Source organism: Lachnospira sp. CLA-JM-H23 (genome assembly GCF_040096425.1).
Lineage (GTDB): Bacteria > Bacillota > Clostridia > Lachnospirales > Lachnospiraceae > Lachnospira > Lachnospira rogosae.
Window position 1 is genome coordinate 336,833 of sequence record NZ_JBBMET010000002.1, and the last position, 13,237, is coordinate 350,069.

Consider the following 13,237-nt stretch of genomic DNA (forward strand, 5'->3'; position numbering starts at 1 on the left):
TATTACCTCTTTTTTCTTTTAAATTCACTCTAAAATCTGTCTGCTGCTATATCCCTCTTTCTTAAAATCAGAAAATAATACATCCATTTTCACTGGTGTTACACAGATGAGATTAAGCGGCGACTCCATTTTCTTTAACGCCTCTATCGGTATTTTCTTAATTTTTGCGTGTTCATTATATTTATCAGAAAATGGTTCTATCAGTTCGGCTTTTCCCATAACCTGTATGCTCTTAAGCCTGCCAAATCCATCATATTTATCGAAAATAGCCAAACATACATTTTCATTCTTCTCAAGACCTATAAATTTCTCTCAACCTTCTGAAAACATCCAGAACTTATCATTATGATAACTGTACTCAATCGGCGTACATCTTACATAATCGCCAGTTCCTGTTGCAAGCGCACAGGTATTGTTAGCAGCTATATATTCTTCAACCGCTTTTTTAAGCTCTTCTTTGGGCATTGCTGTAATTCCCTTATTCTTCCAGTAATCAGCCGCCTTTTCAAATTGTTCGTGTGTCATAAAAATGCCTCCCAACATAAATAAAAGAGCGTGACTATTAATCACACTCCCTCATTATAGCATTATTCACCAAAATCAATATCTACTGCTCCATTTGCATATTTCATATACTCAAAAAGCTTAGGTGCTGAAAGAAGTGTAAGTGGATCTCTTTCGTGCTCATCATATTCAAACATCTCAGCCGCCTGCTTTATTTCTTCATTAGAAAGCGAATTCATATACTCTCTTAATTCCATAACTGTCATATTAAAAAGTTCTTCCTGACTCTTCATCGTTTAATTCTCCTATCTTATATATCACATTCGGGATTATTATACACATTCCCATCTATACATTAATTATAATAACATTGTACACAAACATATATGTCATACTTCAAAACTATACATACATATATTATTAATCTCCATAACCTGTATAGATTACCTTGCCAGTATTCCATAACTCAGCTGTCTTCTTCGCAGCTTCAAGCTTGTCTTCATCATTATTATATCTGAATGTTGCTGACTGACATCCACAATCCAGGCAAGTTACATAAAAACCATGGTCTACTTCCTCTAATAACGAAGGTCCTAAACATCTTGGACAATCCTGTAGATCTATCATTTCATAAATTTCCATTTTATAATACCTCTCTTAGCTGTTCTGTTATACTTGATTTAAGCTCAGTAAATAACATTATATATGATATTGGGTAATTTTTAAAGGCTATCTTTATTATAAAACAATGCATTAGAATCATTCTAAATATCTAACAATCTTATCATTCATAACATCATATGTATCCCAATCTTCTTTCTTTACTCCAACTCCAGCCTGAACAAGTAAATATCTTATAATATTCATAATTTCCTCAGGCGATTTTCCAGACTTGTCAACAAACCATTTATCTGTAACTGAAACAATCTGGTGTGCTGCTAAATTTCGAATATTTTGTTCTACATTAACTATTTCGTCAACCTTACTTTTTAGTATATTATCATTACTTTTTGCCCTGATTATATGTGCAAGTGCGTGTGAATATACCGGGCCTTCCTTTATCCCGCCTTTTTTTATATATGAATTATTTAATATATCAAAAATATCATTATTCTTTAACTTACCTATATTCCATATTTTTACACCATTACGGATATCACATAATAATTCAACATTTATATTCATTTTTGTTTTTAATATCTGTTCAAATATATCAACAATTAATGGTGTTATTCCTCTTATAAAATCAGAATATTCTTCTTTCTTTAATTTAATTTCTAACACGCAGGCATACTCAAAAAGCTTCATATTTCCAGCGTCTTTTATTGGATATATATCATATTTATTGTTTGATGTAATTTTTGATATTTCTTTATAGTTTAATTTTAATCTGTTATTAGCTATTCCAAGCATATTATATGCATCTACACTAATATCATCCTTAAGCTCTTTACCCAGCTCAAATGCTGCACTATAATCATATTTTCGTATAAATTTTTTAATCAAATCAATCTTTAAAAGTTTAATTAAATTCATACATTTAACTTCTTCACACCTATTTTCGCTATCTGGTAAATTATCCTGATTTAATTCCCAATTAAGCTCTACATCATAATTATTTCTGTCTTCTATCTCCGAATTCATTTTCTTCTGCGGCGAGTTTACCTGAATTGGTATAAACTTGTATTCTGATAATGTAGCTAATATAAGCAGCGCACTCTTCATTGCAGGTGTTCCTGATGCCATATTCACAATCAATTCATCACCAGATGATAAATTATCGCTTATATTCTTTATCTCCTGCCTGAATATTTCATAATAAACATCATATTTTTGAACATCAATTAATTCTTCATTCTCAATAACCTTGATATCAAAAGTATGACCTATAGAATCTCCCAGCATATTCAAAGTCCTTACATATCTATTATCTTCTCTATGCTTTTCTACCATCTCACTGGATAAATACAATATAACTTTATCAGGTTGGTAATGCCTGCATATATGTAACATAGAACCATCATATAAATATCTTATCGGATCTGTTCCACCTATTGGCGAAAATAATACTCTACTCATAATTCACTATTTCTCCTATAATATTATTACTTCATCTACATCATAATTTTCATTTTTACCCCAAGTTGTAACATTACCTTTTCCTTTTATCTGATACAGCCTTACACTGTCTTCATTTTCATTAATATACCTTGGAATTTCTGCTAATAATTTTATTAATTTATCTTTAGAAATAACAGCTTCAAATGCTGATTTCTGAATTCTAAAACCATATCCTAATAATAGCTTAGAAAATTTATTTCTACTTTTATTGCTAATTATATCATAAATAATTAACACAAACACCCTATCTTCTGACAATTCATCATCAATTCTAAAATAATAATCTTCATCCATAAAAATCACCTTTTCCTATCATCTTATCTGTATTGGATAGTATAACGATGCGTCTTCACTTTCCATTGCTTTAACTAACTGATTAACCTGAAGCAGCATAGCGTGGCGAAAATCCACAGTATAATCTATATAACTAAGATATTTTACATCTGTTTGAAATTTCTTTTCCAACTTTTTAATTAAAATTCCAACACCTTTTCTGTTCAAATAACAGCCTGGTTCATCTACGTTATGAGTAAATTCCTCTTTTGTTATTTCGTTGCCATTTATTATACTCATTACTGTAGCATCAACTATTACAGCTCTCCATTCTTCCATTAAATCACTTGCAAGAGTTGGATGTTTTTCTGCATCCCTATGCATAAATCCAAAATATGGATTTAATCCCTTTGCCTCTATTTTTCCATATATTTCATTCATTAATACAGAATATCCTAAACCTATCATAGAATTAAACTCATCTAATGGTGGACGCCTACTTCTACCTTGAAATACAAAATCCTCTTTTACACACTTTGATAATCCATCAAAATAATATTTTGCTCCTTGTCCTTCATATCCCATTATCTCATATATACTATTACAAGTTTCAATTTTATTTCTACATATTGACATCATATTATGTATATCTTTTAAATTAATATTTTTACTTCTTTCATATCTTCTTAATACAACTTCCTGATTTTTTAATTTTGCTGATATTATCCTTTTTGATAAATCTATTGCAAATTGTGAGTCATACAATTCACACTGACGTCTTTGCCTGTCTGTCTTTACATGTCCTGTAGAATGTAATCTTCCAAAATATCTTCCACCCTTTGAAAAAAACGAAACATTTATTCCCCTTTCCAAACATTGTTCCATACAATAAGTTGTCAACTGGGAACGTCCCATTATTACAATTCCTTCTAGTGCCTCTATTGGCATATATTTTATCATTCCATCTTTATACTTAGCGATACATCTATTTCCTTCAATACTAACTACAACACCATCTTCATTAACATATAAATAACTCATAACGCCTACCTCTCTTTCTCTCTAATATAGTATTTTGTCCCCTACTGGGGTTCTCTATCTTCTAATATTGACTTATAAGAATAAAGACCATTTTGGCAATAAGTTTCCGTCCCCTACTGGGGTTCTCTATCTTCTAATTAATAACAACATCCCACTAAGCACCCAAACGCAAACGTTTCCGTCCCCTACTGGGGTTCTCTATCTTCTAATACAACTACTTGAAAATGATAATGCAGTTGATGTAAAAGTTTCCGTCCCCTACTGGGGTTCTCTATCTTCTAATGTGAATTATCAAACGAAGATAATTTAAAGGTTATGGTTTCCGTCCCCTACTGGGGTTCTCTATCTTCTAATGATGGAAGAAATGACAGAAAAAGAAAGAAAAGATACTAAGTTTCCGTCCCCTACTGGGGTTCTCTATCTTCTAATCAGCTCATTATGTGAGTTGTTAGAGAGGTAAAAAGGTTTCCGTCCCCTACTGGGGTTCTCTATCTTCTAATACATCAGAGAATCAGCTAGTCGGCTGAATAAATTGTTTCCGTCCCCTACTGGGGTTCTCTATCTTCTAATTGGTAGTAGTATACACGTTTTAAAAACAAAATATCGTATAGTTTCCGTCCCCTACTGGGGTTCTCTATCTTCTAATTAAACCATAACATAAGATGTATAATCGTTAAAATAGGTTTCCGTCCCCTACTGGGGTTCTCTATCTTCTAATCAATAAAAGAATTAAGGAAACAAACCGAAATGTCACAAGTTTCCGTCCCCTACTGGGGTTCTCTATCTTCTAATTTAATATTGACGAACTCAAAAAATTAAATTATGAAGAGTTTCCGTCCCCTACTGGGGTTCTCTATCTTCTAATGTTTATAGAAAGGAGCATCACTATGAGATCTAAAGTTTCCGTCCCCTACTGGGGTTCTCTATCTTCTAATTAATTTAACGGATAGTGATAAAGACGAATGTATTAAAAGTTTCCGTCCCCTACTGGGGTTCTCTATCTTCTAATTATATTATTTTAATAATTAAATATATAAGATTGTTTCCGTCCCCTACTGGGGTTCTCTATCTTCTAATAGGTGTGAACTCTATAACAATATCTCCGACTGAAATAAGTTTCCGTCCCCTACTGGGGTTCTCTATCTTCTAATATGAAAATGGAAAGTTATTAATGAGCCTGGAGGAGTTTCCGTCCCCTACTGGGGTTCTCTATCTTCTAATAAGATGTAATGAAAATTACAGGCTTGATGCCCAGGGAGTTTCCGTCCCCTACTGGGGTTCTCTATCTTCTAATTCGAAGAAACAAGAAACGCCGGTAAAGAATTTGTCGGATATAGTTTCCGTCCCCTACTGGGGTTCTCTATCTTCTAATTATAATAATTCTTTACCAGCGTTAACTACAGTACAGTTTCCGTCCCCTACTGGGGTTCTCTATCTTCTAATTATGAAGAAGAATGTGAGGAAATAGAAACAGAGGTAGTTTCCGTCCCCTACTGGGGTTCTCTATCTTCTAATAAGTCTAAACGAATTGAAAGAAAAAAATTACGAAGAAGTTTCCGTCCCCTACTGGGGTTCTCTATCTTCTAATAGGCACTTGCAAGCAGGCAAAGAACATATAAAAGCATCGTTTCCGTCCCCTACTGGGGTTCTCTATCTTCTAATGTTAAAAAGGTGAGATTTAACGATTTTTCGGAATACGAGTTTCCGTCCCCTACTGGGGTTCTCTATCTTCTAATAAGAAGTTAATGAAACTTAATAAAGAACATCAACAAAGTTTCCGTCCCCTACTGGGGTTCTCTATCTTCTAATCCCGCCTCTGCAAATCCAGTATTTATGCGCATCGATTATTCACTTTGCGTGGCAAAAAATATTTTTATAATTTTAATACCAAAAGTAATCTATAATTACCAATTTGTCCAGTAAATAACCAATGCGGCGTAAAATACAATTTTATAATTGAATTTCTTCTAAGGATTATTTAATTATCATTTTACATACTCCCATCTGCATTTGCTTTCCATAGCAGCTTGTATATTTTATTATATGCGGAGATACTCCTAATGCAGCATCTTTATAATTTTTGTGATTGCCATTCTTTTCTCTCTTTACGGTGTTAAGTAATATATCTCTGATACATTTTACTCCGTCTTTTTTACCATACATAGAATACTCTATTGTTTTAGATGCAAATCCACTTCCTCCACCTAATATTACATAATCATCCTGTAAATATTCTGCTCCTTTAAATGATGCTATAAAACAATCGTTATAACACTCTGTATACTTCTTTATAGCTTCATATATTATTTGTTCATCAATATTACAAATAGACTCGTCTACTGTCAACGTAAAATTAATCTGTGTACCCGGTTTAATACATTCTCTCATTATATTAATTGAATGTTCCCTGCCATCTGGATGTCTTTCTATTTTCTTACATAATACCAAGTCTTTTATATCTATTGAAGCACTATCACTGACGATTACACCTGCCATTATATCATTAACAGCATTGCCTACTTTCTTTTCATCCCTATTTAATTTATTAAAACTTATTGTTTCAATTTCCTTCATATTTTTACTCAGGTATATGGTTCTTCTTTGCTGCTTGCCTATATCATAACTGAGATTATTTTTTGCTTTCTGATATTTTTGTGAATTTTCTAATATATCATATATAAGTAATATAGTTCTTAACATTCCTTTTATTGAACTGCCTGGAATATATGGCATACCATATGGATCTTTTATGTGTTCTTGAATTTCCATATCCCTGCTTTCAACTCCAATAACATCCCCACATTCAATCTCATATTTTATACATTTTCTGATATCCGGTATATCTATCCTGTTTCGTTTAAGCCAATCTCCCAATTTCATTGTATCTCTGCTCATTAGGTATTGTTCATACTTCGATTCAAGACCTTTATTCTTTAAGAACTGATACATTTTTTCTAAATCAACCATTTCAATATGGTTTTTATCTGAGAATATGTATGATTTTTTACTTAACTTATTACCACTTCCGATAAAGACAGGTCCTACTGTTTCTAATGTAATCTGGTATTGTCTGTATGGTTCTATCATATATTCACCCCCATAAATAAAGGCTTAGCATATCGATAAACAGGATGTACTCCTCCATCTGCTACATCATATATATCACCCTCATATTTATTCTTAACACAGGCTCCAGCCTCAATAACATATAGGTCTTTTTTTCTTCTATCATCGAACACCTGTGAAGATATAAAGCCACTTCTTTTTATAATACTATATTTAGCTTCACTCAATGAATTAGTCATTTCACATTCCTTAGGCAGACTGACCGACAATGTCATATATAACCTGCTCTTTTCTGTTATCATATTTAACAATTCATCAGCATCGTCAGCTATCTGAATATCAAATCTTCCTAAGCCACTGCTTCTCTTTCCTCCAATACCACTATAACCTAATGATATTATGAGTTCCTCAACTTCTTTAAGTTCTTCATCATTATCATAACCAACTATTATATATAATCCATTTCCTTCGTTATAATAATATTCTCCAACTCTGTAAGGGACTGTTTCATCATTATTATTAATAGCAGCTGAAACCTTTATATTCTTCTTTCCAAATTCATCGAATTCCCTTATAATGTCTTCTGGCAATTCTCCATTAATATAATCCTGTATATAATCATATGGTATATACATCGTTTTTTTATATAATTTCTTTTTTGAAGATTCTCCACTTTCTTCATCTGAATGTTTAATATTACACATAGGCTTAGGTACATAATATATATCATCCATATATGGCATTGCATCCGAAAATACAATTTTCCCTGCTTTAACGTAACTGACTAATCTGCTAAGCTTATCTTCACTATGCTTAACAGCTTCTATACATAATGCAGAAAATAATGTATCTGCACAAAATGTATATTCAGTGTTATCAAGAGAACCATTACCAAAATGAACTCCCGTAGAGAACTTCAACTTATAAGCAATATATTTCATAGTATTCTCCATTCTAAATCTCACTTAAAAGCTCATTTATCTGTTTCTTAATATTTTCATCAACATCACCTATTACATTATCTGCCTTAAGATTGTAGAATTTAACTTTTCCATATCCTCTTGAACCACTTCCGCCAAGATAATCATATTGTAACATTCTCATAGCCTCTGCTATTACCTCGATATCTTCTTCAATCTCGCCTTCTTTTCCTGCCTCAACTTCATATATTATATCAACTCCAAACTGTAATCCCTTCACCGCTCTTTCAATCTGTCTTGGATTAGCTACTGCTGTTGCCCTGTTTATTGAATTTTCAAACTTAACCTCTGTTAAATTCTGTATGCCACGATTTCTTATTTCGTCCTCATTTACTACAAACATATCTGATATTAATATCTTACTTGGTTTAACTTTTCCCTTATCATCTTTTTTAGCAGAACCAAATACTCTTGTTATACGTTCATCATCATTATTAGGATTAGCTTGAATTATTTCATTGTATCTCTTAGCAAGCAACGTTCTCATCTTTCCCTTTAATGAACTTCCCGGAATCATAGGTCTGTTAGTTCTTATATCTTTTATAACCGGGGCATCTACTGCTCCTATTGCTGAAAATGCTGAAGAACCACCGATATGCATACCTGTAACAACCTCTAATATACCTGTTATCTGAATTTTTGAATACATAATTACCCCTCCTGTTTAGTCATCATTTTTGTTCATATATCTTTTAAAAGCAACTAATGCTTCCATATAATGATAAAATAAAATATAGTTATTCTTATTTCCTTTAATTTCTTTCATTATATCCAGCAAATCAGCCTCTTCTATTAAACTCTTAACTCCCTGTTCACGTCCTGCCTCATACATAAATCTAACCCTTAGATAATCAATTCTTGAGATTAATTCATCTGGTAATACATCTTCTTTGCAATCCAATGCCTGATTATAAATATCTGCTGCCATTGCTAAAAGATTTCTTATTTTAGATGTTGTTACCATCGGTATTACTTTTCCCTGTCTGTTAACCATCTTACTCAATCTGGTTATAGCTGCTTCAGCCTTATCAACATAGTTCTTTTCATTAATCTGCATCATCACTACCTCCACTTTCCTCTGTATTATATTTATCTCTTCTCATATATGAATACATATTCATTGCAACCTTTAAGTGTCTGATATCCTTATCACCATCTTTTACCCATTTATATATATTTTGTGAAAATCGGCTATAATGTTCTTTTTCTTCTTTTTCTGCCTCTTTATCCGGCTCTAATCTTGATAATATGTAGACTATTCTTGCAAAGTTAATTCTATCATCCTGATTTCTAATTAATTCAAGCAGATTATATAAGAAATTAATTCCCCTTTCTCCAGCATCGTCAAAAAATTCTCTGATACAGTTATATTTTTCTGCTATTACTTCGTCTACCAGCTCATTCCATCCAAATGTGCCATCGCTTATATTCATATAATATCCATCTTGTCCTAATTCTTTATGCTTAACACCATCTTCAAATAATGTTACAGCTGCTTTTCCGGCTTTACTCTTGGACATAGACTCCATATCAGCCACTTCTTCCGCTATTACACTTATTGGATAATTATGTCTGTATATTCCTATTCCTGCCGATAATGTTAATGTCCCTTCTGTATATAAAGCAAATTTTTTCTGGATATCTATTGCCAATTCAATAATCTCATTCCAAGCACCAACAATAAACAAATCATCACCACCCGAATAACATATCACAGCATTTCTTATTATTGTTTTTTTGCCTTCTGAATTATCTTCTATTGTATATTCACCCTCTCTTAGTATACTGTTAATATACAACTTAAAAAATAATGATAGCTGTCTTGATAACGTAGCAGTTCTTGATAATGTTACATATCTGTTGTTATTTGCCTCATTATTAAATCCTGATACGAAAGCTATTCCCAAATTATCTACATCGGCTCTTAACACACCTATTCTCTTTATTCCCTTTGAACAGTCCGCCATATCTTCAAATGTATTACAATCTGAGTGATAATTACCAACCCATAACTTATTAGACACTCTTTTGCCTGTATACATCTTATTCTTTCCATAAGTTCTTACAAATGTCTTATCGTTATTTAATAAACGTTCCGTAAGATTTTTTTCATCTTCTGCTATAAGATAATAATCCAATGGTAATTTTAACGCCCCTGGTTCTTTTTCTGATACAACCGTAAAAAATGCATATTTTTCATCAAGTATTTTAGATGACAGCAGTTTTAGTGCTGAACAAGTAGGACATAATCCATCATCATCTACTTTACTGACATTTTTACATATTCTACATTCTCTTGAATAATCTTTTTCACGTATTTTATTTAGATTAATTATCTGTTCTGCTGTATATCTTGAAGCCTTTTGTTCTGATATTTTTTTACTAATATTTTTAAATATTTCTGCGTAACTGCCTTCTGGGATATTTTTCAAGGAATTACTGCTACATTCGCTATATCCACTAGATATGTATAATGAAACTTTATAATTATCTAAAAACCATTGATTTATTTCAAAATTATATTTTTCTACAATTGTTCTTACTTCTTCAGTATTAGGAATTAAAATATAGCAGTGTCCACCACCTGAATATATTAAATTAGCTCTTGAAAGATGTAATCTGTCTAACAAACAGTCAATAATATGTTCCATCATTATCTCAAGATAAAACGACTTGGATCTTAATATTTTCATAGCATTTTCTGAATGTATAGTATAGATAAACTTCTGAATTCCAGATATATCCATCGAATAGAGCATAAATACATTCTTTTCATAAAAAGACTTTCCATCAATAAATAATTCCTGTTTATAGTTATCAATATTATTAGCTGTCAAATATTGATATATGCACGATGCAATAGCCGCTGTTAGCTTAACGTGGTCAAAAAGCGATATATCAGCAATTTCATTTTTTGATGTCGATGAAGGCACATACGATAAGTTAGCTTCCATAACTTCTATTAGTGAATTAATATAATCTTTATTATAATTCATTCCTTTAAGATTATTGGTTATATTAGCTTTTATTTTATTATAATAATGCCTATCAAACATTGTTTTAGTATTAGAAGGATAATTAATATCATCCTCAGGATTAAGAAATGAAGGCTTATAATACATATGTCCATCGTTATGGTTAAGTATATTAAAAACACTCTCAAGTGGTGCTGATATCTCAAATCCTTTTTCTTCTTCCATTCTTTCTCTTCTATCTGTTGCAGATGCTATATTATCAGCCATATAGACTATGTAGGATAATGAATTATCTTCAATGTCTGCATTTCTTAAGCTTTGTGCATGATGATATTTTACTGCATCAAGAATTTCTTTATCTGTTATTCCTGTTTCCTTTAAATAATCATATCCACTAATACTATGCTTTCTGACATCATTACCTTCTCTATATATTACTTTGCCAATATCGTGCAATATAGCTGCAATAATTAATTTTGTTTCTTTTTCGTTCATTATAATCCCCCTCTACTTTAAATCATTTAATAGTTTCAATGCTCCCATACCAATCGAAGATTTTATGCCAATTCCCGAATATTCTCCAAATGAAAATAATAATCTGGCATATCTTGATATTGTATCATTTCCATGAAGTCTTATAGATAAACTACCCTTATAAGAAGGTATCACTACTCCCTCTAATGGAAACACTGTACTTTGCAATCTATATCTGGTTATTTCACTACTTTCAATAAGCTGCTCCAGTGTATCCTCATCATACATATCCATATCTGTAGATGACGCACTATATTTTTTCATAAGACTTTTATACATAAGTCTCAAATCGGGAAATATCATATATCTGCCATTGCTTTTAAATGAAGTTGGCGTTATAAATTGTATATTATAATACTTATCACCTTTCACATTATAAAACTCTTCAAGAAACAAATTTTTACTTTTTTTCTGTATTCTTTTTTCTGTTATTTTAATAGGTGTTTCTCTATTTTTAATTGTAAATTCATTAAATTTATCATCTAATAACCTCTGTATTATCTTATCGTATGCTTTTTCGTCCAATGTATTAATACACCAGATAACCTTATTATCCTTTGTATATACATACTGACTATATGGATTATATCCCTGCGTATGTAAAATATCTGCATACTCATTATCTATATTTTCCATTATTACACCTTGTAAATTTGATGAATTCTTATAATCTATCTCTTTACTATCTAAAGTTAATTCTAATCTTCCGACCATATATTCCCCCATATTCACGAACTTTTTAATGATAATGTCATTATACATTACATTTGTCTAAAAAGAAAGAATTATCTGATAATTTTTATATTGCCACAATTCCGTATTACCTTATTTTAAACTGTTAACCATTTCATACTATACAAAAAACCGCCAGCAAAAATGTCATTTCCAACATTTCCACCAGCGGTTTTTATAATTTTAATTTACTCGATTACCCTGCAATTAATTCTGCTTATGAATAATCTTCTTAGGACACTTCTCAGCACACTTGCCACAGCCAACACACTTAGACTGGTCGATGTGTGCGATATTGTTCTCTACAGTGATAGCACCATACTCGCACTGCTTTGTACATAACATACAGCCGATACATCCAACTGAACATACCTGCATAACATCTTTACCCTTATTCTGTGAAGAACAGTTGACTGCATAAGATGCCTTGTATGGAATAAGTTCGATAAGGTGTCTTGGACATGTAGCAACACACTTGCCACAAGCCTTACACTTTTCCTTATCTACTACAGCTACACCGTTAACTACGTGAATAGCATCGAAAGGACAAGCTTTAACGCATGAGCCATAACCCATACATCCGTATGTACATCCCTTAGGACCACCATTAGGTGCTATATTCATCATAGTACAATCCTGTACACCAGAATATACATAGTTATTCTTAGCCTTGTCACAGTCTCCGCCACACTTAACGAATGCTGTCATACGCTCCTGGCTTCCTGCCTCAGCACCCATGATAGCTGCTATCTTTGCTGCTACCGGAGCACCACCAACTGGACATGCACCACAGTCAGCTTCACCTGCTGCAATAGCCTTTGCAAGTGCATCACAACCTGCGTATCCACAACCACCACAGTTGTTACCTGGAAGCTCTGCTCTTACATCTATTTCCTTCTGGTCAACCTCAACTGCAAACTTCTTTCCCATAAATCCAAGGAAGAGTCCAAGAAGAAGACCTGTTACACCTACGGCACAAGCCGCAATAATAATACCTGTCATTATTCAATA

At 32.2% G+C, this 13,237-nt stretch carries 14 protein-coding genes and 1 CRISPR repeat array; all 14 genes read right to left on the bottom strand.

Annotated elements, in window-relative coordinates; translation table 11 throughout:
* Positions 1-24: 24 nt before the first annotated feature.
* The 14 genes from WMO42_RS03960 to WMO42_RS04025 all read right to left on the bottom strand — a co-directional run bounded on the left by WMO42_RS03960 (position 25) and on the right by WMO42_RS04025 (position 13,231).
* Positions 25-273 carry a hypothetical protein gene (locus tag WMO42_RS03960; RefSeq protein ID WP_349191607.1) on the bottom strand — a complete coding sequence of 83 codons (249 nt, stop codon included), beginning with the start codon at positions 271-273 and terminating at the stop codon, positions 25-27.
* A gap of 39 nt (positions 274-312) precedes the next feature.
* On the bottom strand, positions 313-525 hold the full coding sequence (locus tag WMO42_RS03965; RefSeq protein ID WP_349191608.1) for a pyridoxamine 5'-phosphate oxidase family protein: 213 nt from the start codon (positions 523-525) through the stop codon (positions 313-315).
* A 62-nt stretch (positions 526-587) separates the two neighbouring features.
* The gene (locus WMO42_RS03970) at positions 588-797 is read right to left on the bottom strand and encodes a hypothetical protein (protein ID WP_022203749.1); all 210 of its coding nucleotides are present in this window, start codon (positions 795-797) and stop codon (positions 588-590) included.
* Positions 798-924: 127 nt separating this feature from the next.
* A complete protein-coding gene (locus WMO42_RS03975) occupies positions 925-1,146 on the bottom strand; it encodes a Lar family restriction alleviation protein (protein WP_022501655.1) in 222 nt (73 codons plus the stop codon).
* Positions 1,147-1,263: 117 nt separating this feature from the next.
* The gene (locus tag WMO42_RS03980) at positions 1,264-2,517 is read right to left on the bottom strand and encodes a hypothetical protein (RefSeq protein WP_349191609.1); all 1,254 of its coding nucleotides are present in this window, start codon (positions 2,515-2,517) and stop codon (positions 1,264-1,266) included.
* A gap of 81 nt (positions 2,518-2,598) precedes the next feature.
* On the bottom strand, positions 2,599-2,919 hold the full coding sequence (gene cas2, locus WMO42_RS03985) for a CRISPR-associated endonuclease Cas2 (RefSeq protein WP_022501657.1): 321 nt from the start codon (positions 2,917-2,919) through the stop codon (positions 2,599-2,601).
* Between the two features lie 18 nt (positions 2,920-2,937).
* Complete coding sequence (cas1, locus tag WMO42_RS03990) at positions 2,938-3,939, bottom strand: CRISPR-associated endonuclease Cas1 (protein ID WP_022501658.1); 1,002 nt, start codon at positions 3,937-3,939, stop codon at positions 2,938-2,940.
* 30 nt (positions 3,940-3,969) lie between these two features.
* Positions 3,970-5,748: a CRISPR direct-repeat array (repeat unit 36 nt; unit sequence GTTTCCGTCCCCTACTGGGGTTCTCTATCTTCTAAT).
* Positions 5,749-5,913: 165 nt separating this feature from the next.
* On the bottom strand, positions 5,914-7,026 hold the full coding sequence (csm5, locus tag WMO42_RS03995) for a type III-A CRISPR-associated RAMP protein Csm5 (protein ID WP_349191610.1): 1,113 nt from the start codon (positions 7,024-7,026) through the stop codon (positions 5,914-5,916).
* Positions 7,023-7,946: a type III-A CRISPR-associated RAMP protein Csm4 gene (gene csm4, locus WMO42_RS04000; protein WP_349191611.1), complete on the bottom strand. Its 924-nt coding sequence runs from the start codon at positions 7,944-7,946 to the stop codon at positions 7,023-7,025. The genes csm5 and csm4 overlap by 4 nt, the downstream gene beginning before the upstream one ends.
* A 13-nt stretch (positions 7,947-7,959) precedes the next feature.
* Positions 7,960-8,634 carry a type III-A CRISPR-associated RAMP protein Csm3 gene (gene csm3 / locus WMO42_RS04005; protein WP_022501993.1) on the bottom strand — a complete coding sequence of 225 codons (675 nt, stop codon included), beginning with the start codon at positions 8,632-8,634 and terminating at the stop codon, positions 7,960-7,962.
* Positions 8,635-8,649: 15 nt separating this feature from the next.
* Positions 8,650-9,045 carry a type III-A CRISPR-associated protein Csm2 gene (gene csm2, locus WMO42_RS04010; RefSeq protein WP_349191612.1) on the bottom strand — a complete coding sequence of 132 codons (396 nt, stop codon included), beginning with the start codon at positions 9,043-9,045 and terminating at the stop codon, positions 8,650-8,652.
* Positions 9,032-11,455 carry a type III-A CRISPR-associated protein Cas10/Csm1 gene (cas10, locus tag WMO42_RS04015; RefSeq protein WP_349191613.1) on the bottom strand — a complete coding sequence of 808 codons (2,424 nt, stop codon included), beginning with the start codon at positions 11,453-11,455 and terminating at the stop codon, positions 9,032-9,034. Before cas10 ends, csm2 begins: the two co-directional genes overlap by 14 nt.
* Before the next feature lie 12 nt (positions 11,456-11,467).
* A complete protein-coding gene (cas6, locus tag WMO42_RS04020; RefSeq protein ID WP_022501996.1) occupies positions 11,468-12,208 on the bottom strand; it encodes a CRISPR-associated endoribonuclease Cas6 in 741 nt (246 codons plus the stop codon).
* Positions 12,209-12,433: 225 nt separating this feature from the next.
* Positions 12,434-13,231 carry an RnfABCDGE type electron transport complex subunit B gene (locus tag WMO42_RS04025; protein ID WP_055174535.1) on the bottom strand — a complete coding sequence of 266 codons (798 nt, stop codon included), beginning with the start codon at positions 13,229-13,231 and terminating at the stop codon, positions 12,434-12,436.
* Positions 13,232-13,237 lie beyond the last annotated feature (6 nt).

What these genes read in the sequence shown, in the direction of transcription:
- cas1 (WP_022501658.1), bottom strand. Translation starts at nt 3,939, where the DNA reads ATGAGTTATTTATATGTTAATGAAGATGGTGTTGTAGTTAGTATTGAA.
- WMO42_RS03980 (WP_349191609.1), bottom strand. Translation starts at nt 2,517, where the DNA reads ATGTTACATATATGCAGGCATTACCAACCTGATAAAGTTATATTGTAT.
- WMO42_RS03970 (WP_022203749.1), bottom strand. Translation starts at nt 797, where the DNA reads ATGAAGAGTCAGGAAGAACTTTTTAATATGACAGTTATGGAATTAAGA.
- csm4 (WP_349191611.1), bottom strand. Translation starts at nt 7,946, where the DNA reads ATGAAATATATTGCTTATAAGTTGAAGTTCTCTACGGGAGTTCATTTT.
- WMO42_RS03975 (WP_022501655.1), bottom strand. Translation starts at nt 1,146, where the DNA reads ATGGAAATTTATGAAATGATAGATCTACAGGATTGTCCAAGATGTTTA.
- WMO42_RS03965 (WP_349191608.1), bottom strand. Translation starts at nt 525, where the DNA reads ATGACACACGAACAATTTGAAAAGGCGGCTGATTACTGGAAGAATAAG.
- csm3 (WP_022501993.1), bottom strand. Translation starts at nt 8,634, where the DNA reads ATGTATTCAAAAATTCAGATAACAGGTATATTAGAGGTTGTTACAGGT.
- cas6 (WP_022501996.1), bottom strand. Translation starts at nt 12,208, where the DNA reads ATGGTCGGAAGATTAGAATTAACTTTAGATAGTAAAGAGATAGATTAT.
- csm5 (WP_349191610.1), bottom strand. Translation starts at nt 7,026, where the DNA reads ATGATAGAACCATACAGACAATACCAGATTACATTAGAAACAGTAGGA.
- cas2 (WP_022501657.1), bottom strand. Translation starts at nt 2,919, where the DNA reads ATGGATGAAGATTATTATTTTAGAATTGATGATGAATTGTCAGAAGAT.
- csm2 (WP_349191612.1), bottom strand. Translation starts at nt 9,045, where the DNA reads ATGATGCAGATTAATGAAAAGAACTATGTTGATAAGGCTGAAGCAGCT.
- cas10 (WP_349191613.1), bottom strand. Translation starts at nt 11,455, where the DNA reads ATGAACGAAAAAGAAACAAAATTAATTATTGCAGCTATATTGCACGAT.